Here is a 25959-nt window from a genome sequence, read left to right on the forward strand (position 1 = left end):
CGGGTGAGCGGGGGTTGGTCGCGCAGTTCCCCGCGACCCTCTCTCTTCGCTGCGCAGGGTCCTGCCTGCCACGACGTGACATGAGATTGATCAGTCCGGTAACGCCGGGTAATCAGCTGGCAGCATTTTGGTTCGTCGACTGGCGGTCATCGGCCGGAGAGCGACATAAGTCGGACACCTGGATTCCTGGCACTTGGAAGCCGGGAACAGTCAGGGCATGGCATCGCAGGGGTTCCGGGGGAAAGCACGTGGCGGCATCGGTATCGGGCAGCCATTTGGCGATCTCTACGTCTTGGCTGCGCGGATTGAGAACCGGACCATGTCCGAGAGCGCCGCTGTCAGGTTGGTGCAAGAAGGTTCCCTCCCGATTTGGCCGCCGGGTGCTCTGGACGAGTGCATGGAGGAGGCTCTCGCACTCGTGCACAGTGCGCCGGAACTCGCCTACTACTGGAGCCGGTTGATTCTGGCTTTGAGTGAGATCGTGTGCGAGCCCGGTCGCCGGTCCGAGTGGTGGGTCGCGGCAGCCGGGTTCGTAGAGATCACTCGCAGATCTCTCTACGCAAAGCCGTGGGGCGGCAGGCTGCTTGAGGCGCTGCGGGTGGCCGACCTCCAGGCAGAGGTACTTGAGCGTCGGATCACCGAGTTGACCAGGTATTCCAGTCTAGCGGGCGGCCGTGCTGCCGCTACCGCGACGGCACGCAAAGAGCTCACTGAGGCCCGCGTGGCGGCGGCATGGGTACTGGCCGGGCCATACTGCAGCGCACTGGACCCTGACGACATCAGGGGCTCATTCCAACGATGGTCGAATCCATTTCACTTGGATATCGGCATGACGTTTGGGGTCTTCCCTGCCGAGGAGACAGAGGAGATCGAGGAGGTGCAGGCCGACACTGAGCGGTGGAGCTTCAACCCGAACGAGGCCCTGCCGCCTCCGCAGTACCTGCTCGAACAGGCACTCGCCCGGTTGGATCTGGCTCTGCATGACGCGCCGCCAGCCCTGCGGGGACTCTGTCAAGTCAAGCGCGCCTGCATCCTGCCCTTACTTGCCCGACTCGATCCCGAACGGGAGGGCGAATACTGGGAGGCTGCACGTGCTGTCGTCCACGAGGTCTGGTGGACGTCGGATCAGTCGCTGCCACTGGCAGACTTCTTCCAGGCCGTCGCACCCGTGGCTCACCGCCTGGGCATAGGCAAGCCGACGCGGCTCAAGACCCTGCTGCGAATCCCGCTGTCACAGCTGAGCCGCCAGATGCCCGGTCCTGCCCTTCTCAGACTACTGGCGAATGTCTTGGTGTTCGTTGAAGATGCTCGCGATCTCCGGGACATCTGGACAGTTATTCTCACGATCCTCAAGGAGAACGCCGGACTGCCCGGCGTCCCCACGTGGGTGTGGCGCGACCTCGCCCATCATCTCCCCGGGAATCAGCTGCGATGCCCACCTCATCCGGTTCCCCTCAGCGACCTCACGGCCTCGGTCGAGAAGTTGTGCCGCCGGAAACGTCCGCCCTCCACAGAACGTGCCGCCACGTTGGTGCACGCGACGATGCACGTCCTCAATGAGGACCTGGCCGACGCGGTGAACCTCCTCCATTCGATCTACGAAGTCAATGAGCCGTTCCGCGACGCGCATGCATGGATGCTCAGCCGGCTGGCGGGCTTTCACCGGCAGCAGTACGCGGTCTGGCTGCGTGGGCAAGGACGCCACCAGGAGGCGCTCTTGGAATACGTGAATGTGGCAGAAGGACTCGTCCCGTTCGCAGCACGTCACCACGCACCAGGGCTCCTCACCCAACTGGCCAACGATGCACTGACCGCCGCGAAGCAGTCGGAATGTGAGGACGTCGACGCTCTGATGCTCATCAAGATCGTCGATCCGGTCGTATCGGCTCTCATCAGCCCTGGGGACGACCACAGCAGTGTCGTTCGCGAACTGGGGCAGGAAGTCGCCCGCCTTGTTCACGACTCGAGGGTGCCAGAGCTGTACACCGCGCATCACTTGCTGTTCAAGGGCTACGCATTCCGGCTGCTGATGGAGCAACCGGGGCCCCGCCCACCGACGGAGTGGGTCCAGCTACTCAACCAGCTGATAGCGATGGCGGAGAGCGAGGCCGGCCCCTACGCGCCGGACCGGGGCAAGGACAACACGGCTGCGCCTCTGGGTCTGATGTTCCTCAACTCTGCGGAATTTACGGCGGAGCCGGGGGCAGAAGAGTCGCCCGGACACCTCCGTCAGGTTGCCGACCTGTCGATCAGCACGGACTTGATCCACGGCCCCCACCAGCCCAAATACGAAGAAATGGACAGGCCGGATCCGCTGCAGGCCACTGCGCTCATGCGCAACGCCCTCGATGACGAGACAGTCGTCATTTCCCTCTACCTCGCCGAGCGCCTGCGGGACTCACGAGGCGAGAGCGTTGACGCTGCACAACTGCTTTCCTGCCACGTGACAAGCGAGACCCAGGAGATCGTCGCGGCCTCTCTGAAAGTGCCCACCGGTCTCCTGAGGGCCATCGACCACGAACGGAACATCATCCATTCATTTTCCTTTGCGGTGTTCCCCATCGCGCGGATACGCGAGGAGGTGAACGCCGACCCAGGGGCCAGTCCGGTGACGCTGTACGGCGCGGACCTGCTGGAGCGGCACTTCGGGCTGAGCGGTCTGACCGTCGAGCAACTTGACCGATGGCGAGCTGCGGGCAAGCGCCACCTCTGCTTCTGGCCGCACGGCCCCCTGCACTATCTGCCTCTCCACCTGCTTCATGCGGACGGACGTCCTCTCGCCGACGACTGGATCGTCACCACCGTCGCGAACAGCGTGCAGTACCTGCCCCGGCGGACAGGCGCCGCAGACCGACGGCACCGCCTGCTGATCGCCGGTTCCGCCGCAGGCGGCTCCCGGTACGGACTGCGCAAGCAGCCGGAGATCGAGACACATGTGAATGATCTGACCGTACAGATCCCCCACGCGCGGAAGTTGAAATCAGGAGCGACGACGCCGCACGCCCTCATGGAGGCTGTCACGGAGGTGGATTATCTGCACGTCGCAGCCCACGGCTCACACGACGCCGAGGCTCCCTGGTACCAGTGCCTCTACCTCGATCCGGACGACAGCGGGGAAGGGCGTCTGTTCGCTCACCAGATTCTGAGTCTTGACCTCCGGGGCGTGGACCTGGTGACGCTCAGCGCCTGCGAATCGGCCCTGGGCCGGTATGACCTCAACGACAATCTGCGCGGGCTGCCGGCAGCTTTCATCCTGGCGGGCGCATCGACGGTCATTGGTGTGCTGTGGCCGGTGACCGCCCCAGTCGCCACACTGTTCTACGAGGAGCTCTACCTGAGCCTGCTAGCTGACAGCACAAAGAGGGACGCCTTCCGCCAGGCCCAGCAGGCCACTCGTGCCGCTTTCCCGCAGTACCGGGATTGGGGGGCCTTCACACTGATCGGCGACTGGCAATGATCAACGGCACGGAACGACGGAGCGGTCTCTAGGGAGCAGGGCCCTGTATGGGATGATCCCGAGCCGCTTGCGGCGAATGCTCACCGCCGCCGACAGGTGGAAACTGCCCGTCACACCGACCGGAAGCTCCACCGTAGCCTTCAACAAGTGGGAGCCGTCCAGTTCCTGACCGCTCGTGTGCCGGAACTCCCATTGCACACACGTCGTGTCGAGACCACGGGCGACGAGAAAGGCGTCCTCGTCCTCACGCTGGGTTCCAACCTGGGCTTCCGGCCCCGCCACTCCGCCTGCTCCGCCCTTGATAGTCAGTGTGGCTGTGCGGGTGACGGCCCGGGTGAGCAGTAGCGGGGAAGCGTCCCGTAGCAACAACTCTTCGCGGTCGTCGGGAGGAACGGTCAGCACGGTCATACGTGCGTTGTGGATGGGCTCCCCGGATTTCGGGGACAACGACAAGTTCATCACGAGCTGGCGGAACTCTACCTGCCCTTGACGCTCTGCCGCGTAGGCGCGGATGTGTGAGGGTGCGCTTTCCATGTCCAGCGGACACGTGATGGGCTTACCGAAGAAGAACACCCCTCGTTCAGGCTCATCGTCCTGAACACCGTGAAGCACCGGCCGGGGAACCAGGTCAACAGCCGCCAGATCACGATTCGACTCCGCCATCGCTCCCCCTACGCCAACAGAATTGCCACCTATGGTAACGACTTCCGTACTGAGCGGAGTTGGCTTGCCTGCGCTCCTCTGGACACGGCCGGCCGTTCACCGAGTGAGGGCCCCGACACTGGCCGGCCATGGGGCAGCTCCTCCCGGAGACACCTGTCCGCAGGGCAGCCCGAGTCGAACCGGGAAGCCAAGCCAAGCAACCCTGAGGCCACCCGATCAAAAAAGGCGGGCGATTCAGATATCGGCGTCAACGCACCGGCCGGCTGCCCACGCGCCCCAGCCCGCCCAGCCAAGTCGACACCCACTCACAGATACTCCCCGTACCCGTCCAGCACCCCCAGCACCTCCGCCTCCCCCGCCGGAGGCAACTGCACCACGACCTCCTCGATGCCCAAATCGGCATAGTGCGCGAGCTTTCCGGCGCTCGGGAAGACCGCGTACGGCACCACCTGGAGCGCCTCCGCGTCCCGGCCCGCGTCGGCCCACACGCCCCGCAGCACGGGCAACGACTCGGTCAGCCCACGCCCCCCGATCGGCATCCACCCGTCCGCGTACTCGGCGATGTGGCTGAACAGCTTCGGCCCCGCCGCCCCGCCGACCAGCGTGCGGGGGCCGGTGACCGGACCGCGCGGCTTCTGGACGGGCTTGGGGAAGGCGGAGGAGGCGCGGACGCTCCCGAACTCCCCTTCGTAGGCGGTCGGTTCCTCGGCCCACAGCGCCCGCATCAGGGCCATCCGGTCCCGGCCCAGCTCGCGCCGGGTCCGCCACCGCACCCCGTGGTCGGCGGCCTCCTCGACGTTCCAGCCGAAGCCGACGCCGAGGGTGAAGCGGCCGTCGGAGAGGTGGTCGAGGGTGGCGATCTGCTTGGCGAGGTCGATCGGGTCGTGCTGGGCGACCAGGGTGATGCCGGTGCCGAGGCCGAGGCGCTCGGTGACGGCGGCGGCCTGGCCGAGGGCGACGAAGGGGTCGAGGGTACGGCCGTACTCGCGCGGCAGGTCGCCGCCCGCCGGATACGGGGTGGTCCGCTCGACGGGGATGTGGGTGTGCTCGGGCAGGTACAGGCCGGCGAAACCGCGCGCCTCCAGCTCACGGGCGAGTCGGACGGGGGCGATGGTCTCGTCGGTGAGGAAGATCGTGACGGCGATACGCATGACCCATCTGTACCGGGGGTGGCGCGATATGTCCATACCGACTGGTCGGCATCACGCGCCCCGCCTTTCACACCGCTATGCACATGACATACGGACGCCTGTGGATTCCCTGTCCTTCCGGGGGAGTTCACGTCCAGAGAGGAGAGTGAGCGGCATGTGTGAGGACACGCACGGCATCGGCAGACGCGCGCTGATCGTGACGGGCGCCGCCACAGCACTTACGTGGGGAACCGTGAGCTTCGCGGCGGCGGACGGCCAGGGCCAGGAGACCCGCACGCTGAGCGGCACACTGCCGCCCGGCTGCCCGGACTTCGTGTACGTACCGGTCGAAGTCCCCACCGGTGTACGGGAGATCAAGGTCTCCTACACCTACGACAGACCGAGCGTACCGGCCGGCACCACCGGCAACGCGCTCGACATCGGCCTCTTCGACCAGCACGGCACCCAACTGGGCGGCAAGGGCTTCCGGGGCTGGTCCGGCGGCGCCCGCACCGAGTTCTTCGTCCGCGCCGACGACGCGACCCCCGGCTACCTGCCCGGCCCGGTCGGCGCCGGCACCTGGCACATCGCGCTGGGCCCCTACACGGTCGCCCCGCAGGGCCTGACGTACCAGCTGACGGTCACGCTGACGTACGGCGAGCCGGGCGCCGTCGTCCCGCCCGTCTACCCCCCGGAGCGGGCGCGCGGCCGGGGCCGGGACTGGTACCGCGGCGACTGCCACCTGCACTCCTGGTACTCCGACGGCCGCCGCACCCCCGCCGAGATCGCGGCCCTCGCCCGCGCGGCCGGCCTGGACTTCATCAACTCCTCCGAGCACAACACGCACGCCGCGCACGCGCACTGGGCGGACCAGGCCGGCGACGACCTGCTGATCATGCTGGGCGAGGAGATCACCACCCGCAACGGCCATGTCGTGGCCCTCGGCACCGAACCCGGGACCTTCGTCGACTGGCGCTACCGGGCCCGCGACAACCGCTTCGGCCGTTTCGCCCACCAGATCCACCGGGCCGGCGGTCTGGTCGTACCGGCGCATCCGCACGCGACCTGCGTGGGCTGCGCCTGGAAGTTCGGCTTCGGGGACGCGGACGCGGTCGAGGTCTGGAACGGGCCGTACACCCCCGACGACGAGGTGGCCCTCAACGCCTGGGACGCCACCCTGGTCGCCTCGGTGCGCGACAACAGGCAGTGGCTGCCGGCCATGGGCAACAGCGACGCGCACCGCGACCCGGACGCGGTGGGCCTGCCCCAGACCGTCGTCCTCGCCGACGACCTGAGCCGCGGGGCCATCCAGGACGGGCTGCGCGCGGGCCGCTCCTACATCGCCGAGTCGAAGAACGTGACGCTGAGCTTCACGGCCACCGGCAGCCGCGGCGAGCGGGCCGGGATCGGCGAGCGGCTGGAGGTGGCGGCCGACAGCACGGTGACCCTGCGCCTGGAGGCCTCGGGCGTACCGCGCTGCACGATCCGGCTCGTCACCGACGAGGGCGTCCTGCTGACCAGCGACCCGCTCCCGGTGACCGGCTCGGGCGCGGTGGAGTGGCGCACGACCCCGTCGTACGCCGCCTACGTACGCGCCGAACTCCGCCACGAGACCGCGGCGGGCCCCCTCCCCGGCGCCCTGGCGGCCCTGACCAACCCGATCTTCCTGGGCCGGGCCGCCGACCGCGGCTGAGGGCGAACCACCGGGAGGTTCGCCTGGGCGAACCTCCCGAACCGGCCCTGTCACGTCCGGTCCTGTCACGTCCGGTGCCGAACGGGCTCCCAAACCAGGCCCGTAGGCACCTGCGGCTACCTGCCGCCGTCTCGCTTGCGCTCCGTGCGCCGCAGGGCTCGGCGCTGTTTTCCCGGCAGGGTGGCGGCCAGCTCGCCGACCGGGGCGACGTCATGGCTCGCGCCGTCGCGGCCGCCCCGGCACCACCACACCGGCGGGCCGCCCGCGTCCGTCCCGTCCGCGTACCAGTCGCCGGCGGTGCCCGCGGGACGGGCGTGCATGCCGAGCTTGTGCTCCCCGCAGACCGGCCAGACCTGCCAGAGCAGCTCCGTGACGGTCTCCTGCGCCGCGTCCGCGACCACCCTCAGCACCGTCATCTCGTCGTCCGGCTCCAGCGGGTCGCCCTCCTCGGGGTCCCACGCGTTGACCTGGTTGCCGTGCCAACGGCCGTCGGGCATCGCCACGTAGACCTGCCCCCGGTCGATTCCGCCCGGGGGCAGGGACGGTCGAGGGTCGACCATCAGTACCAGCGCGTCCTGACCCGGCAGGGTGGCCGTCAGGTCCCGGTTGACCACGGCGAGCGCGGCCTCCAGCTTCGGCCACTCACCGGGCTCGACCGGCCGCGGCTCCGGGACAGGCTGCCGGTCATGACCAGGACCGATGCGCTCGTACGAGAAGTAGCTCACCGGGGCATCGTGCCATCCGCGCTGTCCTGGTCGTCGCCGTCCCTCACGGACCCGCCCCGCCGTGCCACAGGTCGGTGCTGTGCGCGTCGACGAGGGTGCCGATGCGGGTCAGGACGTCGCCGGCCGGCTGCGGGTCGAGTCGGCGTCCGTCGCGCAGCCGCAGTGCGACGAGGCCGTCAGCGGCTTCCCTGGCGCCGATGACGGCCTGGTAGGGAACCAGGCGGGCCGCCCGGACGCGTGCGCCCAGACTGCCGTGTTCCGGGCCGGAGATCTCGGCCCGCAGCCCGAGGTCGGCGCAGCGGCGGGCGAGCGCCTCGGCGCCCGGCAGTTCGGTGCCGGAGACCGGGAGGATCACCAGCTGGGTGGGGGCGAGCCAGGCGGGGAAGGCCCCGCCGTGTTGTTCGACGAGATGGGCGACGGCTCGCTCCACACTGCCGATGATGCTGCGGTGGACCATGACCGGGCGGTGTCTGGCGCCGTCCGCGCCGATGTAGTGCAGGTCGAACCGCTCGGGCTGGTGGAAGTCGACCTGGACGGTGGACAGGGTGGACTCCCGGCCTGCCCCGTCGGTGACCTGGACGTCGATCTTGGGGCCGTAGAACGCGGCCTCTCCCTCGGCCGCCTCGTAGGGCAGGCCGGAACGGTCGAGGACGTCGGTCAGCAGGGCGGTGGACCGTCGCCACTTCTCGGGTGCGGCCACGTACTTGCCGCCGGGGCCCGGCAGAGAGAGCCGGTAGCGGGTCGCGGGGATGCCGAGCGCCTCGTAGGCCCGGCGGATCATCTCCAGCGCCGCCCGCGCCTCCCCGGCGACCTGGTCCAGGGTGCAGAAGATGTGCGCGTCGTTGAGCTGGATGGCCCGTACCCGGGTCAGCCCGCCGAGCACACCGGAGAGTTCGGAGCGGTACATACCGCCGAGTTCGGCCATCCGCAGGGGCAGTTCGCGGTAGCTGTGGGAACGGGAACGGTAGATCACCGCATGGTGCGGACACAGGCTCGGCCGCAGGACGACCTGCTCACCGCCGAGTTCCATCGGCGGGAACATGTCGTCGCTGTAGTGCGCCCAGTGCCCCGAGATCTCGTACAGCTCCCGTTTGCCGAGCACCGGCGAGTACACGTGCCGGTAGCCCGCCCGGCGCTCGGCGGCGCGGATGTACTCCTCCAGGGTGTGCCGCACGACGGCGCCGTCGGGCAGCCAGTACGGCAGGCCCGCGCCGATCAGCGGGTCGGTGTCGAACAGGTTCAGTTCGCGGCCGAGTCTGCGGTGGTCGTGCACGGTGGTCATCACGGTCTCCCTCGCTGGTTGCGGAGCAGGGGACCGGGCCTACGACGAAGCCCCGGGGCACCTGCCCCGGGGCTTCGCGTCAGATCGTCTGTCAGCGCGCCGGGACACTCTCCGGCGTCGTCGTCATGGCAGCGCGCTTCATACCGGTCACGGTAGCAAGGGCGCCGGCCGTCCGCCCGTCGTTTTCGGTGCCCGCGCCGGCCGCCCAGGGCACGCGGCGCGCTGCCGCGAAAAACAACGTGCCGCGGCCGGGCGCGCCTCCCTACGCTTCCGTCATGGACAGCACCTGGACCGCAGGTCTCGTCAACGTCGTGGACGTCGAAGCGACCTGCTGGGCCGGGTCCCCGCCGCCCGGCGAGGTCAGCGAGATCATCGAGATCGGGCTGACCGTCGTCGACCTGGCGGCCGGTGAGCGCCTGGCCCGGCACCGGATCCTGGTGCGGCCCGCCCGGTCCACGGTCAGCGGGTTCTGCACGGAGCTGACCGGCCTCACCCGGTCCGAGGTCGACCAGGGGGTTGTGAGCAGGTGGTGATCGACGGGACTTGAGTGTGTTCTGGCATGGATGAGTGAGCCTCCCGGCAGTGCCGGGCGCACTCTCCCCGGTGGGGAACGGGAGTTCTTGCGTCGAATGCGTGACCTTCGGCGGTGGTGGTCGTTGGGTTGGTGACGGATTTCTGCGGCGCCGGATCGGGGGTGAATGGGGTGGGTGGACTGCGGGAGGTGGCGGCGTCGTTCGTGGCGCCCGGCCCCTCGGGGGTCGCGGTCCGTGCCCGGCTCAAGGGACTGACCGGCGGGGACGAGAAGGTGCTGTGTCTGGTCGGCGACCTGCTCGGCATGCTGGCTTCCCGTGATCTGAAGGTGCGGTGTGCGGCCGGACTGTCGCACGACAGTGAGCAGTGGGCCGAGCGCAAGCGCGGGCTGACCGAGGTGTCCTCCTCGCGCTGGGCCGGGGCGGTCACGAAGGCCACCCACGATCAGTGGGCGCTCGCCCGGCGCGGCCAGCTCGCGCACATCCAGACTCTTCAGGCCGGGATCGAGACGATCACGCGCCGGCTGTCCGTGCCCGTGGGCGAGAAGGGCACCAAGCGGGCGCCGGGCGGCTACCGCAGCAGCAAGGAGTGGTTCGCCAAGTCCCGCCGCCTGCAGGTGCTCGAAGACCGGCTTCAGGAGGTCCGGGCGCACCGGGAGGCCGGGGTCGTGCGCGTGGTGCGCGGCGGCAAGCGACTGCTCAACACCCGCCACCACCTCCAGACGGCCCAGCTCACCGAGACCGAGTGGCGCGCCCGGTGGCAGGCCGAGCGCCGGTTCCTGCAGGCCGATGGCGAGTCCGGCAAGCGCTACGGCAACGAGACCATCCGCGTCACCCCCGACGGCGAGGTCTCCCTCAAGCTCCCCGCGCCGCTGGCACACCTGGCCAACGCTCCGCACGGCCGGTACGTCCTCGCCGCCCGCGCGAGCTTCGCGCACCGGGGCGAGCAGTGGGCCGACCGCGTCAGCGCCAACCGGGCCGTGGCCTACCGCATCCACGAGGACGTGGGCCGGGGCCGCTGGTACCTGACCGCGTCCTGGACGATTCCGCTGGTCCAGAGCGTGCCGCTGGAGACGGCCCGTACGAACGGCCTGGTGGGTGTCGACACCAACGCCGACCACCTCGCCGCCTGGCGCCTTGACCGGCACGGCAACCCCGTCGGCGAACCACTCCGGTTCGGCTACGACCTCACCGGCACCGCTTCGCATCGTGACGCGCAGGTCCGGCATGCCCTGATCCGCCTGCTGCACTGGGCCAGGCGCCACGGCCTCGCCATCGCGGTCGAAGACCTCGACTTCACCGCAGAGACCACCCGCGAGAAGCACGGCCGCCGCAAACGCTTCCGCAAACTCATCTCCGGCATGCCCACCTCCCGGCTGCGGGCCCGGCTGGTGAGTATGGCGGCCGAACTCGGCATCCCCGTCATCGCCGTCGACCCCGCCTACACCAGCAGGTGGGGCGCCCAGCACTGGCAGAAGCCTCTCACCGGCGAGAACAGGAAGACCACTCGCCACGACGCGGCAGCGGTGGCGATCGGAAGGCGCGCCCTGGGACACCCGATCCGGCGACGGACGGCACCGCCCCCACACGACCGGAGCGATCGTGCGGGGCATCGGACCGTCCAGGCCGAACCGGGCAGCCCGGGGCGTGAGGGAAACCGCCCCCGCATCCCCGGACCACGGACACGATCCGTGCCGCCCGGTTGCGGAGTGAAAGCGGTGGACCAGAACGCCCAACACCGTTCGGGGCGTTCGGCTGAGCATGAGGCCTGGCAACAGGACTCACTCCCGCTCAGTATTTAGGAACGGTCACCTTCACCGAGGCGTGCCGGCTGCTGGCCGCCGAGCACCACGCGGGCGCCCGGCCCTGGATCAGCTGGGGCGACTACGACCGCCACCAGTTCACCCGGCAGTGCCGGGCGACCCGGACCGCCTACCCCTTCAACCGCCGCCACACCAACGCCAAGGCCGCATTCACCGACGCGTACGGCCTGCGCAAGCGCCCCGGCATGGCCCAGGCCCTGCAGCTCGCCGGGCTACGGCTCGAAGGCCGCCACCATCGCGGCGAGGACGACGCCTGGAACATCGCGGGTCTCGTGCTGCACCTCTCCGAGCGGGGCCTTTGGCCGGCACCGACAGCAGACCTCGTCTGACGCCTTGGGCGAACTCGCGGTGCCTGCAGAGTGGGTCGAGCCGATCGACGCGTGCGTCGAGCGCATCGCGAGGAGGCCGGTGGATCTCACCGGCCCCGACTGAGTGCGAAAGACGCGGTAGGGCCCGCATCCGCCCGACGAGGCGGGGGTCCGGCCGGAGGCCGAGGCGGCACTGCGGGACGTGCTCTCCCGCTACAAGGAGGGCGGCGACGCCGCCCTCCGAGCCGGCAGGATGTCGTTCACATACCGCCGACTCCGGCTCGCGCGTCCTCCAGCGCAGTCATGATCTCGGGCGAGTTCCTGATCAGGACACGGTGCAGGTAGGTCCGGACGACTGCTGCGGCGCCGGCGAAGTCGTCGGTCGGGGAGGCTCCCATGGCGGCCGCCAGCTCCTCCTCGAAGCGCTCGCGGTCGCCCGGGAAGCCATAGCGGCTGAGCGCGCTGCGCAGGTCGTCCACGGTCCGGATCTCCGGGAGGGGCATCGCTCCCCGGCCGTGCTCGGGCTGTGCGCTCATGATCGGCTCCTGATGAACGGACATCGCTCCATTTGCCAGTATGGGACCTGGTCACCACGCCGCCGCCCCGCGTCCGCGCCGGCCCGCACCAGGGGCAGTCCGCGGCCATGCTCGGCGTCGGGCGGAGGCGGCGGGGCGGGGCAGGCTCGGTCGATGGCTCAAAGCGGTGACGCCTCGAAGTGTCGGACCACCGAGGAGAGGGAATCGTACGGGCGCACGATGGTTCACCCCGGTCGGGTGTGCGTGAGGGCAGTGTGGGGAGCCGTGCGACGTGATGTCGGAGAGACCGAGACCCGGGAACAGCGCGACCAGCCGCTTCGCGCGTATGCGGCGGTCGGCGGCTCGGCGCACGCGGGACAGCACGGGCACCACGGGCACCACGGGCACCACGGGGAGGCGGTTACGGATCTGGGGGACCGCCACCGTGGTGTCGGCTCTGGCGGGCGCCGTGGGCGCGGTCGTCAGCGACCTGGCGACCACGGTCGAGCACGGAGCCACCGATGCCATCTACCGGAGTGTGTACGGGAACAGCGGTGACTCGGCGCAGCAGAACGGTCCCGAGCTCGCGCTGGGATACGACCAGGGCATGGGGTGTGACGAAGCGGGCTGGGTGTTCCCGTTTCCCGCCGCTCGGGCCACCGTGCAGCCGCAGCAGGGAACGCGCCACGGCGGGCACACCTGGGACGAGGATCCGGCCGCGTTCGGCGCGGTCACGGCGGATCCGGTGGTTCTCAACATCTCGGCGACGGGGAAACTCGACCACGCGGTGCTGCTGACAGCTCTGAAGTTCCATGTGACGAGCCGAAGACCGCCGCTCAGGGGTGTGGTCCAGAACTACGGCTCAGGGTGTGGGGGCGGAGGCACCTACCGCTACGGGGATGTCGACCTCGGTTCGGCGGCACCGTACTGGGTCCCCGGCGCCGGGTTGCCGAAGGACGTCCGGGCCAGCGCGATCGAGTTTCCCTACAAGGTGACGGCGAACGACCCGGAAATCCTCATGATCACCGTGCGCACCAGCGGCTGCGACTGCACCTGGTACGCGGAACTGGACTGGGTGGACGGGACGCACGTCGGTCGCACCCTGATCAAAGACCACGGCAGGTACTTCCGTACGACGTCGACGGCAGGACTGACCAGCGTAAGGTGGCCGGACCCGACCAGCAGCCCCGAGATCTCCACCGTTCCCTCGGCGTCGAGGTGAGCGTCGGTGCCGACCACCGCCCGCCGCGGCCCCCGCCCATGGCTCCTCGTCCTGTTCTGCCTGTCGGTGGCCACAGCCGTGTTCGTCGGCGTGCGTGTGCTGTTGTCCCCACCGAATCCGCCGGCCTCGTCGTCACCCGCTCCGACGTCACCCGCTCCGACGTCGGCCGCTCCCATGCCGACGGCTCCGGCGTCGACGGCCCCCACGACGACCGCTCCGGCCCTACGGAGACATTTCAGCTTCGTCGGGACCTGGGAGAGACATACCGCCTCGCTCGACATCAAACCCGACCACAGCTTCACCATCGAGACGGAGGACTACAACGACTGCTCGTCGGAGTCCACAGCATGCCCAGCGAAAACGCCGGACACGACCGTGACCGGCATGCTCACCCGGATCTCCGGCAGCACCGCGACAGGGCGCATCACACATACGAACAAGCCAAGGCGAATCCCGGTGGGACCCGTCTCGATGCGGTACGACAAAGCGCATGATGCAATCGTCGTGGACGGCATCGGCGACTACTACGGCCCCGCTGAGCCCTTCTGCGGCGCATACGTCAACCCGCCGGGCTGGTGCGGGGCGTAGGCACCACCCGCAGAGAACAGTAGAACGGCCGAGGAGCACCATGTCGGATCGCAGATTCCGGATCACCACCGCCTTCCAGCGGCACGTCGCCAACCCCCTGACCCGGCTGCTGCCCTTCCAGACGCTGCTGGAGACCACCGGGCGGGTCTCCGGGCGGCCGCGGCGGACGCCGTTGGGCGGGAAGCGGGTCGGGGACTCGTTCTGGCTGGTGTCGGAGTTCGGGACGAGGTCGCAGTACGTGCGGAACATCCAGGCCGATCCGCGGGTGCGGGTGCGGATCGGCGGGCGGTGGCATCACGGCACCGCCCACCTGCTGCCCGACGACGACCCGGTCGCCCGCCTGCGCACCCTGCCCAAGGGCAACAGCGCGGCCGTGAAGATGCTGGGGACGCGGCTGCTGACGATCCGGGTCGATCTCACCGACTAGTTCAGCTGGCGGCCTTGTAGAACGCGTACGTCGCCGAGTACGGCACCGAGATCTGGTCGGTGCCGGTGCAGGCCGCCGCGGGGGCCACGCCGCCCTCGGTGTCCAGGCGCTGGATGTAGGTGACGCCCTCGAACGTCCCGGCGCCGCGGGTGGCCGTGGCCTTCAGGAGCAGCTCGGGGACGGCGCCGTCCTTGGCGGAGTTGGCGACCGCCGAGGCGTTGACCGCGCTGCCGTCGACCGTGGAGACCCAGACCGGGCCACGGGAGTGCAGGGCGACCGGGCGGTGGGCGCGGTCCCGCTTGTCGGAGAGGGTGGCGGCGGGCTCCAGGAGCTTCCAGGCGCCGTCGGCGCAGGTGTAGGTCTGCACACCGTGCGCGGAGTAGACGCCGGTCAGCTTGTTGCCGTCGGGCACGGCGAGCGCGGCGGGGGCGTGCACGGCCGGGAGGCGGGCGGGCTGCGCGGAGTAGGCCTGGACGGCGGTCGTACCCAGCAGGGTGGCGGCGCCCGCGGCGGCGACGGCCGTGGTGGTCAGGGCGATTCTCTTGGCGAGCTTCATGGAGTGGGCTCCAAGGATGTCGTGCGTGTTCCGGGAAGGGAGCGGCCGGACATCGACGATTCGGAAACCGGCCGTCCCCCTTGTCGAGTCCGGACGTTACGGATCCGCCACCGCTTCCGGAACCGGTTTCACGATCTCTGCCCGCACGGGACTCCTCACCGATCCCCAAAGGGCAGGCAAGGAGCCCCCGTTGGCCTCTCACCCCGGCCAGACGATCGCCTGCACCTCGCTGTAGGCGTGCAGCGCGTACGAGCCCACGTCCCGGCCCACCCCGCTCTTCTTGAACCCGCCGAACGGCGCCTCCATGTTCCGCCCCACCGTGTTGATCCCGACCCCGCCGGCCCGCAGCCGCCGCGCCACCCGGAAGGCGCGGGCGACATCGCCCGACCAGACGTAGTCGATGAGGCCGAAGTCGGAGTCGTTGGCGAGGGCGATGCCCTCCTCCTCGTCGTCGAAGGGGACCACGGAGACGACCGGGCCGAAGATCTCCTCCCGGGCCGCGCGCATGTCGTTCGTGCAGTCGGCGAGGAGGGTGGGGGTCACGTAGAAACCCCGTTCCAGCGGCGGGCGTTCGCCTCCCGCGACCACCGTCGCCCCTTCCTTGCGGCCGAGTTCGACGTACGACTCGACGCGCGCCCGGTGCTCGGCGGTGATCACGGGTCCCACCACCGTGCCGGGTTCCGCCGGGGCGCCGACCTTCAACCGGCCCGCGTACGCGGCCAGTTCCGTCACCAGCCGGTCGTACAGCGCGCGCTGCACCAGCACCCGGGTCGGCGCCGTGCAGATCTGCCCGCTGTAGAAGGAGAAGGTGGTGCCGATCCCGGCCACCGCCGACCCGACGTCCGCGTCCGCGAGGACGACCGCCGCGCCCTTGCCGCCCAGCTCCATCAACTGGCGTTTCATGTCCCGCCCGCAGGCCTCGGCGATGCGCTGCCCGACGGCGGTGGAGCCGGTGAAGCTCACCATGTCGACGTCGGCCGAGGCCACGGCCGCCTCGCCGACCCCGGTCGACCGGCCGGAGACGACGTTCACCACCCCCGGCGGGGCACCCGCCTCCTCCAGCGCCTGTGCCATCCGGTACACGGACAGCGGATCCTGCGGGGCGGGCTTCACGACCACCGTGTTGCCCATCGCCAGCGCGGGCGCGACCTTGCCCGCCGGGTTGGCCCACGGGTTGTTGTACGACGTGATGCAGCTGACGACCCCGACCGGGTGGCGTACCGCCAGCGCGCCCATCACACCGGCCCTGCCCATCGGCCCGGCCTCGTTGATCTGCGGCGGGATCGCCCACTCGGCCGGTTCGACGGTGGCGTACCGGCGGAACCGGGCCGCCGCCACCCCCACCTGCATCGCCCGGGCGGTGGCCGTGGTCGCGCCCGTCTCGGCGCGGGCGAGGTCCGCGTACTCGGGCAGCCGCCCCCGGATGAGGTCGGCGGCCCGCCCGAGGACCGCGGCCCGCTCCCCCGCAGGGGTCCGCGACCACGCCTCGAACGCCTCCCGGGCGGCGGCGCACGCGGCCAGCACCTGGGCTTCGGAGGCCTCCGGAGCCCAGCCGACGGTCTCCTCGGTCGCCGGGTCGACGACCGCGTAGTGCCCGCCGTCGGGCTCCACCCAGGCACCGCCCACGAACAGCCGCTGCGCGTCCGGCACGTCGCTCACCGGGTGCTCACCGTCCTGGTGTCCCGCCCGGACCGCAGCACCTTCCCCGGTACGGCCCCGCTCACCACGTCGTCCCGGATGGCCTCGACGCCGTTCACCCAGACCGCCCGCACCCCGATCGCCTTCGAGTCCAGCCGGGGACTGTCTCCCGGCAGGTCGTGCACCAGGGTGGCCTGGCCGGCGGCGATCCGCTCCGGGTCGAAGAGCACGAGGTCCGCGTGCCAGCCCTCCGCGATCCGCCCCCGCTCCCGCAGCCCGAAGAGCCGGGCGGGATCGTCGGTCAGCATCTTCACGGCCTGTTCGAGGCCGAGCAGCTTCCGGCCGCGCAGGCAGTCCCCGAGGAACCGGGTGGTGTACGGCGCCCCGCACATCCGGTCCAGATGCGCGCCCGCGTCCGACCCGCCGAGCAGCACGTCCTCGTGCTGCCAGGTCTCGGCGCGCAGCGCCCAGGAGGCGGGGTCATTGTCGGTGGGCATCGGCCACAGGACGGTACGGAGTCCATCGGCGGCGCAGATCTCGACCAGGCAGTGGAAGGGGTCCTGGCCGCGCTCCTGTGCTATGTCACGCACCACTCGCCCCGACAGCCCGGCGTTCGCCTCGCTGTACGTGTCCCCGATGACATACCGCCCGAAGTTCGCCAGCCGCCGGAACACCCCGGCCTCCTTGGACTGGGCGCGCTCCAGCAGCTCCGCCCGTACCTCCGGGTCCCGGAGCCGGGCGATCCGCTCGGGCACGGGCAGCCCGAGGACCGGCCCCCACCCCGGTATCAGGTTCAGCGCGCAGAAGGTCCCCAGCGACATGTTCATCGGCGTGAGGATCGGCATGGTCAGCGCCACCACCCGGCCGCCCGCCTTCCGCGCCCGCTCACTGGCCTGCAGCTGTCTCGGCACCCGCTCCGGCACGGCCGCGTCCACCGTCAGCACGTTCCAGTTCAGGGGCCGCCCGGCCGCCGCGCTCATCTCGGCGAACAGCTCGATCTCGGCGTCGCTGAACTGGTCGAGGCACCCGGCGACGATCGCCTCGATCTGCGTCCCCTCGTGCTCGCCGACGGCCCGGGACATGGCCAGCAGCTCGGCCGGCCGCGCATGCCGGGAGGCGACCGGCTGCCCGTCCCCGTCCGAGTGCGTACTGGACTGGGTGGTGGAGAACCCCCACGCACCCGCGTCCATCGCCTCGTGCAACAGCCTTACGATCTCGCCGAGTTGCTCCTCGCTCGGCTGCCCGCCCACCGCGTCCGCCCCCATCACGTACCGGCGCAGCGCGCAATGCCCCACCATGAAACCGGCGTTGACGGCGATCCGCCCTTCGAGCGCGTCCAGATACTCCCCGAACGAGCTCCAGCTCCACGGCGCCCCCTCCTCCAGGGCGACCAGCGACATCCCCTCGACCTTGGACATCATGCGCCGCGTGTAGTCGGCGTCGCCGGGGCGGGACGGGTTGAGGGGCGCGAGCGTGAACCCGCAGTTCCCGGCGGCCACGGTCGTGACCCCGTGGTTCAACGAGGGAACCGCGTACGGGTCCCAGAAGAGCTGCGCGTCGTAGTGCGTGTGCGGATCGACGAACCCGGGGGCGAGGACGAGCCCGGCCGCGTCCTCGGCCGTACGCGATTCCTCGGTGACCGCGCCGACGACGGCGATACGACCGTCGCGGATGCCGACGTCGGCGGTGAAGGCGGGTGCGCCGGTGCCGTCCACGACGGTCGCACCCTTGATGACATGATCAAGCATGGGGCTCCCTTTCCAAGGCGGGCACCTGCCCTACCTGAAGGGGCGCGGGGAACTGCGCGACCAGCCACAACGCACCCGCACCCCGCAACGGCGACTACGCGGCACCCCGGAATCGGGTCGTCCGGTGCACGGGATCCGTATCGATCTTCGGAATCACGTGCTCCCCGATCAACCGGATCGTCTGCAGCGTCTCCTCCTTCGGCACCCCCACCGGCAGCCCGAAGCTCAACTGGTCCGCCCCCGCCTGCTCCCACCGCTTGCACTGCCGCAGCACCTCGTCCGGGTCCCCGCAGATCAGCAGCTCCTCCTCGACCAGCAGCTCCACGAACTCCGGCGTGTACTCCGGCAGCGTCTCCGGCCACTCCGGGAAGCCCTCGGGCCGCGGGAACGTGTCGTGGTACCGGAACACCAGCGAGGGCAGATAGTGCAGCCCGCCGCTCGCCGCGATGCGGATCGCCTCGTCGTGGGTCGGCGCGCAGATCGCCGTCGTCGTCACCATGACGTTGTCGTTGACGAAGTCCCCGACCGGCTCGGCGTTCACGATCGCGGTCTTGTACTGCTCAAGGACCCACTCCATGTCGGAGACCTTCTGGATGCTGAACCCGAGCACCCCGAGCCCCTTCTTGGCCGCCATGGCGTACGACGGCGGCGACCCGGCCGCGTACCACATCGCGGGGTGCGACTTGCCGTACGGCTTCGGCAGCACCTTGCGCGGCGGCAGCTGCCAGTGCTTGCCCTGGAAGCCGACGTACTCGTCCTGGAGCCACATCTTGGGGAACTCGGCGATCGTCTCCTCCCAGATCTCCTTGGTGTAGTTCATGTCGGTCACCCCGGGGATGAACCCGAGGATCTCGTGCGAGCCGGCCCCGCGCCCGCTGCCGAACTCGAAGCGGTTGCCGGTGAGGTGGTCGAGCATGGCGACCTTCTCGGCGACCTTCACGGGGTGGTTGACCTGGGCGAGGGGGTTGAAGATCCCGGAGCCCAGGTGGATCCGCTCCGTCGCGTGGGCCAGGTAGCCCAGGTAGACGTCGTTGGCGGACAGGTGCGAGTACTCGTCGAGGAAGTGGTGCTCGGAGGCCCAGGCGTACTTGAAGCCGGACTGGTCCGCCTGGATGACGTACTCGGTCTCCTCCATCAGTGCCTTGTGCTCGGCCAGCGGGTCGGTCTCGGCTCGCTTGCCCACGTATCCCTGTACAAAGAGCCCGAATTCCAAGGCGGTTCACCGTCCCAAGTCCAGGTGGTCCCTATGAGTCCTGCTGAGTCCTACGACTTTCTGACGTAGCGTCAGAAAAATCAATAGCTGACGAACCGTCAGATGACACTGACCCCCGCCAGCCACCCGCCGTCGATCACGAACGGCTGCCCGGTGATGTACGACGAGTCGTCCGAGGTCAGGAAGAGCGCCAGCCGGGCCACCTCCTCCGCCCGCCCGATCCGGCCCAGCGGCACGAGCTTGCGGTACAGCTCGTCCAGGGCCCGGGTCATCTCCTCCGGGTCGACGGTGGGGTCGAGCCGCGCCGGGTTGGACATCGCGGTGTCGATGGCGCCCGGGCAGATCGCGTTGACGCGTATCCCCCGGTCGGCCAGCTCCAGCGCGGCGACCCGGGTGAGCCCGAGCACCGCGTGCTTGGTGGCGGCGTAGGTCCCCACGGCCGCCATCCCGGTCAGGGCCGTGTAGGAGGCCGTGTTCACGATGGTCCCGCCGTCGGCCAGCTCCGGCGCGGCCGTCTTCATCCCCAGGAAGCAGCCGACCTGGTTGACCTGCACGACCTGCATGAACTCGTCGAGGGGGGTGTCCACGAGCGCGTTGAACCGCAGGATGCCCGCGTTGTTCACCAGCCCGTCGAGCCGCCCGTACGCCTCCTTCGCGGCGGCGACGGCGGCCCGCCACTCCTCCTCCACGCCCACGTCCAGGTGGACGTACTTCGCCCCGATCTCCTTGGCGAGCGCCTCGCCCTGGTCGTCCAGCACGTCCGCCACGACCACGCGCGCGCCCTCCGCCACGAAGAGCCGCGCCTCCTGCTCACCCTGTCCGCGCGCCGCCCCGGTGATGATGACGACGCGCCCGTCCAGCTTGCCCATGCCGATCGCTCCTCAGTTCAGAAGGGGCGCGACGGACGCCCCGAACGCGGTGATCTGGTCGATGAGTTCGGCCCGGCTCCGGCTGCGGAACCGCACCTGGATCTGGTGCACGCCCATCGCGCCGTAGGCGCGCAGCGACTCGGCGAGGGCGTCCGGGGCGCCGCTGAGCGTGCGGCGGCCCACCTCCCACTCCGGTGTGCCGACGTAGAGCGGCTCGGTGATGGCGCCGACGGTGATCGGTTCCCCGACTCCCCCGTCCTCGCGCAATCGCAGCAGCTTGTCGATCTGGGCGGGCAGCCGGTCGCGCGGGTCGCCCTGCGGCAGCCAGCCGTCGCCCTTGAGGGCGGCCCGGCGTACGGCGGCGGGCGAGGATCCGCCGACCCACACCGGCACCCGGTCCTGGGCCGGCCGGGGCCGCTGGCCGAGCCCCTCGAAGTCGTAGAACTTCCCGTGGTGGGAGGGGAACTCGTCCGCCCCCAGGGCGGCCCGCAGCGCGTCGATCGCCTCGTCGAGCAGTGGCCCCCGCTGCGCGAAGTCGACCCCGAGCACCTCGAACTCCTCCCGCACGTGCCCGGCGCCGACGCCGAGGATCAGGCGGCCGCCGGAGAGGTGGTCGAGGGTCGCGTACTGCTTGGCGGTCAGGAGGGGGTGGCGCAGCCCGACGACGGCGACATGGCTGAGCAGCCGGACCCGCCCGGTCACGGCGGCCAGGTGGGCGAGGGTGGCGACCGGGTCGTACCAGACCGTGCTCATGGCGGGGGCGAGCCGGTGCGGGATCGCCACGTGGTCGCAGACGGCGAGGTAGGCGAAGCCGGCCCGGTCCACGGCGCGGGCGATCTCGACGAGGTCCGCGGCGCCCGCCCCGTCCTCCCAGCCCTCGGCGTAGATCGTGGACTGGGACTGGACGGGGAGCTGGATGCCGTAGGCGAGGCTCACCGCGGACCGCCCCACAGGCCGTCCTCGGTCAGGCCCAGCAGCTCGATCGCGTTGCCGCGGACGATCCGCTCGACCACGTCCTCGGCCAGGTGGCCCATCTGGGCCTCGCCGACCTCGCGGGACTTCGGCCAGGTGGAGTCGGAGTGCGGGTAGTCGGTCTCGTAGAGGACGTTGCCGAGGCCGATCGCGTCGAGGTTCTTCAGGCCGAAGGCGTCGTCGAAGAAGCAGCCGTAGACGTGCTCGGCGAAGAGTTCGGACGGCGGGCGGTGCACCTTGTCGGCGACTCCGCCCCAGCCCCGGTTCTCCTCCCACACCACGTCGGCGCGTTCCAGGATGTAGGGGATCCAGCCGATCTGGCCCTCCGCGTACATCACCCTCAGGTTCGGGAAGCGTTCGAACTTGCCGCTCATCAGCCAGTCGACCATCGAGAAGCAGCAGTTGGCGAAGGTGATGGTGGAGCCGACGGCGGGTGGCGCGTCGGCGGAGGTGGAGGGCATCCGGCTGCTGGAGCCGATGTGCATGGCGACGACCGTGCCGGTCTCGTCGCAGGCGGCGAGGAAGGGGTCCCAGTCGTCGGTGTGGACGGAGGGCAGCCCCAGGTGCGGGGGTATCTCGGAGAAGGCGACGGCGCGCACCCCGCGGGCCGCGTTGCGGCGGACCTCGGCGGCGGCCAGCTCCGCGTCCCAGAGGGGGATGAGGATGAGGGGTATCAGGCGGCCCTGCGCGAGCGGGCCGCACCACTCCTCCACCATCCAGTCGTTGTAGGCCTGGACGCAGAGCAGGGCCAGTTCGCGGTCCTTGGCCTCGGTGAAGGTCTGCCCGCAGAAGCGCGGGAAGGTGGGGAAGCAGAGGGCGGACTGGACGTGGTTGACGTCCATGTCGGCGAGCCGCTGCGGCACGTCGAACGATCCGGGCCGCATCTGCTCGTACGTGATCACTTCGAGCTTGATCTCGTCCCTGCTGTAGCCCACGGCGGTGTCGAGGCGGGTGAGGGGGCGGTGCAGGTCCTCGTAGATCCACCAGTCGCCGACGGGACCGTCCTCGCCGGGCCTGCCCATGACCGGCTTGAAGCGGCCGCCGAGGAAGCTCATCTCCCTCAGCGGGGCCCGGACGATGCGTGGCCCGGTGTCGAGGTACTTCTTCGGGAGCCGGGACTGCCAGACGTCCGGCGGCTCCACGGTGTGGTCGTCGACGGAGATGATCAGCGGAAAGGTGCCGTCCGTGGTGTCCATGGCGCTCACGGTAGCGCCGATCTGACGAACCGTCAGCTATTGGGATGACGGTTCGTCAGCAGTCGCAGGCCGCGTGTCCGGCCAGCACGGCCAGTTCGTCGTCCTCCAGCCTGCGGGTGCGGCGGGCGGTGGGGTCGTAGGCGACACAGGTGCTCACACAGGTGCAGAACACCCGGTCGCCGCGGGTGATCCGGCTGGTCAGCAGGAAGGAGGTACGGCGGACCGCGCTGACGGTGGTGCTGATGACGGCCGGTTCCGGGGTGAGGTCGAGCGCCTCGGTGTAGTCGAGTTCGTGGCGGGCGTAGATGACCCGGACCCGGACCTCCTGGCCGGGGTGGCCGCGCTGGAGGTAGAAGAGGTCCACGTGGGCGTCCTGGATCATCTCCAGCAGCCGCACGTTGTTCACGTGGTTCATCAGGTCCAGGTCGCTCATCCGGACCGGGCGGCTGTAGAGGTGGGGGCGGTGCGGCGGGTGGTGGTGCTGGTGCTGCGCGGGGACGGCCGCCAGGGCCGCCAGGGTCGCCCGGCTCACCGCAGGGCTCCGAGGGCGTGCTCGGCCAGGTCGGCGGCGGCGGCCGCCCCGCCCGACGTCTCGATCTCCGCGCGCAGGGCGGTGAGCCCGGCACGGACCGCCGGGTCCCCCGCCACCCGCAGCACGGCCGCGCGCAGCGACTCGGCGGTGACCTCGGCACGGGGAAGGTGGGTGCCGAGCCCCAGGTCCTCGATCCGGCCGGCGTTGACGCGCTGCTCGGCCATCTGCGGGATCGCCACCATCGGCACCCTGTGCTGGACGGCCTCCATGGTGCCGCCCATCCCGGCGTGGGTCACGAAGACGTCCGCGTGGGCGAGCACGGCCAGCTGCGGTACGTGCGCGTGCACCTCGAAGTGGGCGGGGAGCGGGCCGAGTTCGTCCGGGGTGACGTCCGGGCCGACGGCCATCACCACGTGGTGCGGGAGGTCGGCGAAGGCCTCGGCGCACGCCCGGTAGAACTCCGGGCGCCGGGTGAACTGGGAGCCCAGGGAGACGAGCAGGACCGGCGCGTCGGGGCGGGGCGGCTGCCAGGACCCCTGGTAGGAGCGGTCGCCGAGGGCGGGTCCGACGTAGGCGACCCGGCCGGCGGCGACCGTGTCGGCCCGGCGCTGGAAGGAGCGGGGCAGGAAGGCGACGGCCTGCCCGGGCCGCTCCACCTCGTGGATGCGCGCGGGGTCCAGGCCGTGCTCGGCGAAGGCGGCGGCGAGGGCGTCGTACCCGGGGAGTTCGGCGAGGCCGCCGGCGCCGTCGAAGAACTCGGGGAACAGGCCGTCGTAGGCGAGGTGCGTGGGCGAGCACAGGACGGTCGGCACGCCCCACCGCGCGCCCAGCAGCAGCCCCGCGAAGCCGTAGACGTCGTAGAGGACCAGGTCGGGGCGGTCGTCCTGGTACGCCCGGGTCAGCGCGGGCAGGGAGCCGAGCGAGGCGTGCACGGCGCGGGCGAAGCCCTCGGAGAGGCGCTCGGGCGCGTCCGAGCCGTCGCTCTCGACCGGGTAGACGACGGGCTCGGCGCCGGCCGCCTTCACGGCGGGCGTGAAGTCCTCGGTGATGGCGTACGTGACCCGGTGGCCCCGGCGCACCAGTTCCTCCACCACACCCAGGGTCGGGTTCACGTGCCCCTGCATCGGCAGGTTCACCACGGCGATGTGCGCCGGGCGCCGGAGCGGGGGCGGGACGGGGGCGGAGGCGGCGGCGGGGCTGGTGCCAGGCACGATGAGCGGTTCCTGTTCCTGTACGGCGCGTCGGGGCGCCCGTCGGTCGTCGCGGGGGCCGTGCGTGCGGTCGTCGGGTGGGTGAGGGGCCGTGCGTGGGGGGAGACGGGCATCGGTACAACGACACCGGTCCGTCCGACGCGACTGCCGAGGAGGGTGAAACAACTCCTTCGTGGTGACTTGCGGAACGTTTCGTTGACCCGGCGGACGCGGGCGGTGGGGGTCGTGTACGGAGACGGCCGGGGGCCGCGCACGCGGACGGCCGGGGATCGCGGGCGGGCGTGACCGAGGATCGTGGGCGGGCGTTGGGCGGCGTAAGGGGAACCTTCGCCCGCCACCACAGGAGCCGCCTCATGTCCGGAACGCAGCTGCCCTTCATGGAGGAGGGGATGGCCCGCTGGCCGTTCGGTCCGCCCAACGCCGGGATCGCGCTGGACTTCACGGGGTCCCCTCTGCAACTCGGCGAGGTCCGGACGCTGGTGCGGGATCGGTGGGCCGATCTGCCGCGCCTGGAGAGGCAGTTGGTACGAGAAGAGCGGCGGGCCCGGTCCGGCTGGTCGCGCCGGCACCGCTGGGAGGCGCGGACCGGTCACGATCCGGCCGCCCAGGTCCGGGACGCGGGCGCGGACACCCTCCGGGACGCGGTGGACGACTGGTTCCACAGCCCGTTCCCCGGGGACGAACCGCCCTGGAACCTGCACCTGCTGCGCGGCCCGTCGGCGGGCGAGTCCACCCTCCTCTTCCGGATGCACCACAGCCTGCTCGACGGACGCTCGCTGACCACCCTGCTCCGCGCCCTCCTCGACGGCTGCGCCCCGGTGGACGCCGGGGCCTCCACGGCCGGGCCGGGCGAGCTGCGCCGGACGCCCGTGCCCGGCACCCAGCCGGGGCTGCTGGCGACGGGCCTGGCCGTACCGCTGCCGGGCAAGGGCGAGCGGCGGATGGGGTATGCGGTGGTACGACTGCCCCCGGACCTCCTGCGGACCGTGCGGGAACGTTCCGGGGCGACCACCAACACGATCTTCCTGGCGGCCGTCTCGGGCGTACTGCGCTCCTGCCTGCTGACCTCGGGCGCCGGTGCCGGCGTCGACACCGGCGTCGGCACCGGCGCCGGATCCGCGGCCGGACGGGTCTGGCTGTCCGTTCCGGTGGACCAACGCCCCGCCGACCGGGGCGACTTCCTCGGCAACGCGTTCTGCAACGTCCGGCTGCCCGCGCCGGTGGACGTGTCCGACCCCGCCGCCCGGCTGCGGGCCTGCGCCGGCCTGCTGACGACCGTCACCCGTCCCCCGGGCCGGGCGGAGAAACTCCTCGAAGCGGCCGTCACCGCCCTGCCGGGCCCCGCCCAGGCGCTGGCCCGCGGCCGCCTCTTCGCCCCGGCCTACGCACCCGCCGCCTGCACCTACGTCCACCTCCGCGAGACCGGCCGGACGCTGGCCGGACGTCCGCTGCGCCGGGTCACCCTGATCCCCATGGTGCCGCCGGACGACACGGTCACCTTCGCCCTCGGCGGCTGCGGCCGCGGCCACACCGTGAGCGTGTGCACCAACTCCGGTGCCGAGGACGCCGACCTGCTCGCGGAGTCCTTCCGGCACGAACTCGCCCTGCTCGCGGAGACCGTCCCTGTGTGAAGAGTGTGTGGACCGCCGCGTGTCGGTCTG

21 protein-coding genes and 2 pseudogenes are annotated in these 25959 nt (G+C 70.7%); 9 read left to right on the top strand and 14 right to left on the bottom strand.

What is annotated here, in order from left to right; all coding sequences use genetic code 11:
- Positions 1-217 precede the first annotated feature (217 nt).
- The gene (locus tag ACGFZS_RS47475; protein ID WP_393800450.1) at positions 218-3457 is read left to right on the top strand and encodes a CHAT domain-containing protein; all 3240 of its coding nucleotides are present in this window, start codon (positions 218-220) and stop codon (positions 3455-3457) included.
- Here the strand turns inward: ACGFZS_RS47475 and ACGFZS_RS47480 are convergent, their stop codons facing one another.
- Positions 3458-4120: a hypothetical protein gene (locus tag ACGFZS_RS47480; RefSeq protein WP_393800451.1), complete on the bottom strand. Its 663-nt coding sequence runs from the start codon at positions 4118-4120 to the stop codon at positions 3458-3460.
- Positions 4121-4425: 305 nt separating this feature from the next.
- Positions 4426-5271, bottom strand: coding sequence for an LLM class F420-dependent oxidoreductase (locus ACGFZS_RS47485; protein ID WP_393663131.1), 846 nt, complete (start codon positions 5269-5271; stop codon positions 4426-4428).
- Positions 5272-5425: 154 nt separating this feature from the next.
- Between ACGFZS_RS47485 and ACGFZS_RS47490 the strand changes: the two genes are divergently transcribed.
- Complete coding sequence (locus ACGFZS_RS47490) at positions 5426-6943, top strand: CehA/McbA family metallohydrolase (RefSeq protein WP_393800452.1); 1518 nt, start codon at positions 5426-5428, stop codon at positions 6941-6943.
- 116 nt (positions 6944-7059) lie between these two features.
- On the opposite strand, the gene ACGFZS_RS47495 is transcribed toward ACGFZS_RS47490, so the two are convergent.
- Together ACGFZS_RS47495 and thrS are read right to left on the bottom strand one after the other, a co-directional pair.
- A complete protein-coding gene (locus ACGFZS_RS47495; RefSeq protein WP_393800453.1) occupies positions 7060-7668 on the bottom strand; it encodes a hypothetical protein in 609 nt (202 codons plus the stop codon).
- 43 nt (positions 7669-7711) lie between these two features.
- The gene (thrS, locus tag ACGFZS_RS47500) at positions 7712-8941 is read right to left on the bottom strand and encodes a threonine--tRNA ligase (RefSeq protein ID WP_393800500.1); all 1230 of its coding nucleotides are present in this window, start codon (positions 8939-8941) and stop codon (positions 7712-7714) included.
- A gap of 284 nt (positions 8942-9225) precedes the next feature.
- On the opposite strand from thrS, the pseudogene ACGFZS_RS47505 reads away from it, so the two are divergent.
- The 3 genes and pseudogenes from ACGFZS_RS47505 to ACGFZS_RS47515 all read left to right on the top strand — a co-directional run.
- Positions 9226-9468 (top strand): annotated as a pseudogene (locus ACGFZS_RS47505) (exonuclease domain-containing protein); the annotation flags it as partial.
- A gap of 185 nt (positions 9469-9653) precedes the next feature.
- Positions 9654-11282, top strand: a complete 1629-nt coding sequence (locus ACGFZS_RS47510) for an IS200/IS605 family accessory protein TnpB-related protein (protein WP_393800454.1) — start codon at positions 9654-9656, stop codon at positions 11280-11282.
- Positions 11255-11632, top strand: a pseudogene (locus tag ACGFZS_RS47515) (DNA polymerase III); the annotation flags it as partial. The gene ACGFZS_RS47510 and the pseudogene ACGFZS_RS47515, both read left to right, overlap by 28 nt.
- 239 nt (positions 11633-11871) lie before the next feature.
- Here ACGFZS_RS47515 and ACGFZS_RS47520 read toward each other — a convergent pair.
- Positions 11872-12147: a hypothetical protein gene (locus tag ACGFZS_RS47520; protein WP_393800455.1), complete on the bottom strand. Its 276-nt coding sequence runs from the start codon at positions 12145-12147 to the stop codon at positions 11872-11874.
- Positions 12148-12571: 424 nt separating this feature from the next.
- Here ACGFZS_RS47520 and ACGFZS_RS47525 point away from each other — a divergent pair, with 424 nt between their 5' ends.
- The 3 genes from ACGFZS_RS47525 to ACGFZS_RS47535 are packed head-to-tail and all read left to right on the top strand — an operon-like array spanning position 12572 to position 14363.
- The gene (locus tag ACGFZS_RS47525) at positions 12572-13348 is read left to right on the top strand and encodes a hypothetical protein (RefSeq protein WP_393663139.1); all 777 of its coding nucleotides are present in this window, start codon (positions 12572-12574) and stop codon (positions 13346-13348) included.
- A 6-nt stretch (positions 13349-13354) separates the two neighbouring features.
- Complete coding sequence (locus ACGFZS_RS47530) at positions 13355-13936, top strand: hypothetical protein (protein WP_393800456.1); 582 nt, start codon at positions 13355-13357, stop codon at positions 13934-13936.
- 40 nt (positions 13937-13976) lie between these two features.
- Positions 13977-14363 carry a nitroreductase/quinone reductase family protein gene (locus ACGFZS_RS47535; RefSeq protein WP_393800457.1) on the top strand — a complete coding sequence of 129 codons (387 nt, stop codon included), beginning with the start codon at positions 13977-13979 and terminating at the stop codon, positions 14361-14363.
- Between the two features lies 1 nt (position 14364).
- On the opposite strand, the gene ACGFZS_RS47540 is transcribed toward ACGFZS_RS47535, so the two are convergent.
- The 9 genes from ACGFZS_RS47540 to ACGFZS_RS47580 all read right to left on the bottom strand — a co-directional run bounded on the left by ACGFZS_RS47540 (position 14365) and on the right by ACGFZS_RS47580 (position 24298).
- Positions 14365-14919 (bottom strand): DUF3455 domain-containing protein, encoded by a 555-nt coding sequence (locus tag ACGFZS_RS47540; RefSeq protein WP_393800458.1) that lies wholly within the window; start codon positions 14917-14919, stop codon positions 14365-14367.
- Positions 14920-15117: 198 nt separating this feature from the next.
- Positions 15118-16578 (bottom strand): aldehyde dehydrogenase family protein, encoded by a 1461-nt coding sequence (locus tag ACGFZS_RS47545; protein ID WP_393800459.1) that lies wholly within the window; start codon positions 16576-16578, stop codon positions 15118-15120.
- Positions 16575-18305, bottom strand: a complete 1731-nt coding sequence (locus tag ACGFZS_RS47550) for an amidohydrolase family protein (protein WP_393800460.1) — start codon at positions 18303-18305, stop codon at positions 16575-16577. Before ACGFZS_RS47550 ends, ACGFZS_RS47545 begins: the two co-directional genes overlap by 4 nt.
- A gap of 94 nt (positions 18306-18399) precedes the next feature.
- Positions 18400-19518: an LLM class flavin-dependent oxidoreductase gene (locus ACGFZS_RS47555; RefSeq protein WP_355708767.1), complete on the bottom strand. Its 1119-nt coding sequence runs from the start codon at positions 19516-19518 to the stop codon at positions 18400-18402.
- 98 nt (positions 19519-19616) lie between these two features.
- Complete coding sequence (locus ACGFZS_RS47560; protein ID WP_393800461.1) at positions 19617-20387, bottom strand: SDR family NAD(P)-dependent oxidoreductase; 771 nt, start codon at positions 20385-20387, stop codon at positions 19617-19619.
- Positions 20388-20399: 12 nt separating this feature from the next.
- Positions 20400-21338, bottom strand: a complete 939-nt coding sequence (locus tag ACGFZS_RS47565; RefSeq protein ID WP_393800462.1) for an LLM class F420-dependent oxidoreductase — start codon at positions 21336-21338, stop codon at positions 20400-20402.
- Entirely contained in the window at positions 21320-22564 is a 1245-nt protein-coding gene (locus tag ACGFZS_RS47570) for an amidohydrolase family protein (protein ID WP_393800463.1), read from the bottom strand. Before ACGFZS_RS47570 ends, ACGFZS_RS47565 begins: the two co-directional genes overlap by 19 nt.
- A 46-nt stretch (positions 22565-22610) precedes the next feature.
- Positions 22611-23087, bottom strand: coding sequence for a thioesterase family protein (locus tag ACGFZS_RS47575; RefSeq protein WP_359207080.1), 477 nt, complete (start codon positions 23085-23087; stop codon positions 22611-22613).
- Complete coding sequence (locus ACGFZS_RS47580) at positions 23084-24298, bottom strand: macrolide family glycosyltransferase (protein WP_393800464.1); 1215 nt, start codon at positions 24296-24298, stop codon at positions 23084-23086. Before ACGFZS_RS47580 ends, ACGFZS_RS47575 begins: the two co-directional genes overlap by 4 nt.
- 353 nt (positions 24299-24651) lie before the next feature.
- Here ACGFZS_RS47580 and ACGFZS_RS47585 point away from each other — a divergent pair, with 353 nt between their 5' ends.
- The gene (locus ACGFZS_RS47585) at positions 24652-25929 is read left to right on the top strand and encodes a wax ester/triacylglycerol synthase domain-containing protein (RefSeq protein ID WP_393800465.1); all 1278 of its coding nucleotides are present in this window, start codon (positions 24652-24654) and stop codon (positions 25927-25929) included.
- Positions 25930-25959 lie beyond the last annotated feature (30 nt).

The organism is Streptomyces sp. NPDC048288 (assembly GCF_043201555.1).
GTDB lineage: Bacteria > Actinomycetota > Actinomycetes > Streptomycetales > Streptomycetaceae > Streptomyces.

Bases quoted from the DNA above. Each gene is read 5' to 3' on its own strand.
- ACGFZS_RS47475 (WP_393800450.1), top strand. From the start codon at position 218: ATGGCATCGCAGGGGTTCCGGGGGAAAGCACGTGGCGGCATCGGTATC.
- ACGFZS_RS47520 (WP_393800455.1), bottom strand. From the start codon at position 12,147: ATGAGCGCACAGCCCGAGCACGGCCGGGGAGCGATGCCCCTCCCGGAG.
- ACGFZS_RS47585 (WP_393800465.1), top strand. From the start codon at position 24,652: ATGTCCGGAACGCAGCTGCCCTTCATGGAGGAGGGGATGGCCCGCTGG.
- ACGFZS_RS47540 (WP_393800458.1), bottom strand. From the start codon at position 14,919: ATGAAGCTCGCCAAGAGAATCGCCCTGACCACCACGGCCGTCGCCGCC.
- ACGFZS_RS47535 (WP_393800457.1), top strand. From the start codon at position 13,977: ATGTCGGATCGCAGATTCCGGATCACCACCGCCTTCCAGCGGCACGTC.
- ACGFZS_RS47490 (WP_393800452.1), top strand. From the start codon at position 5,426: ATGTGTGAGGACACGCACGGCATCGGCAGACGCGCGCTGATCGTGACG.
- ACGFZS_RS47480 (WP_393800451.1), bottom strand. From the start codon at position 4,120: ATGGCGGAGTCGAATCGTGATCTGGCGGCTGTTGACCTGGTTCCCCGG.
- ACGFZS_RS47485 (WP_393663131.1), bottom strand. From the start codon at position 5,271: ATGCGTATCGCCGTCACGATCTTCCTCACCGACGAGACCATCGCCCCC.
- ACGFZS_RS47560 (WP_393800461.1), bottom strand. From the start codon at position 20,387: ATGGGCAAGCTGGACGGGCGCGTCGTCATCATCACCGGGGCGGCGCGC.
- ACGFZS_RS47550 (WP_393800460.1), bottom strand. From the start codon at position 18,305: ATGCTTGATCATGTCATCAAGGGTGCGACCGTCGTGGACGGCACCGGC.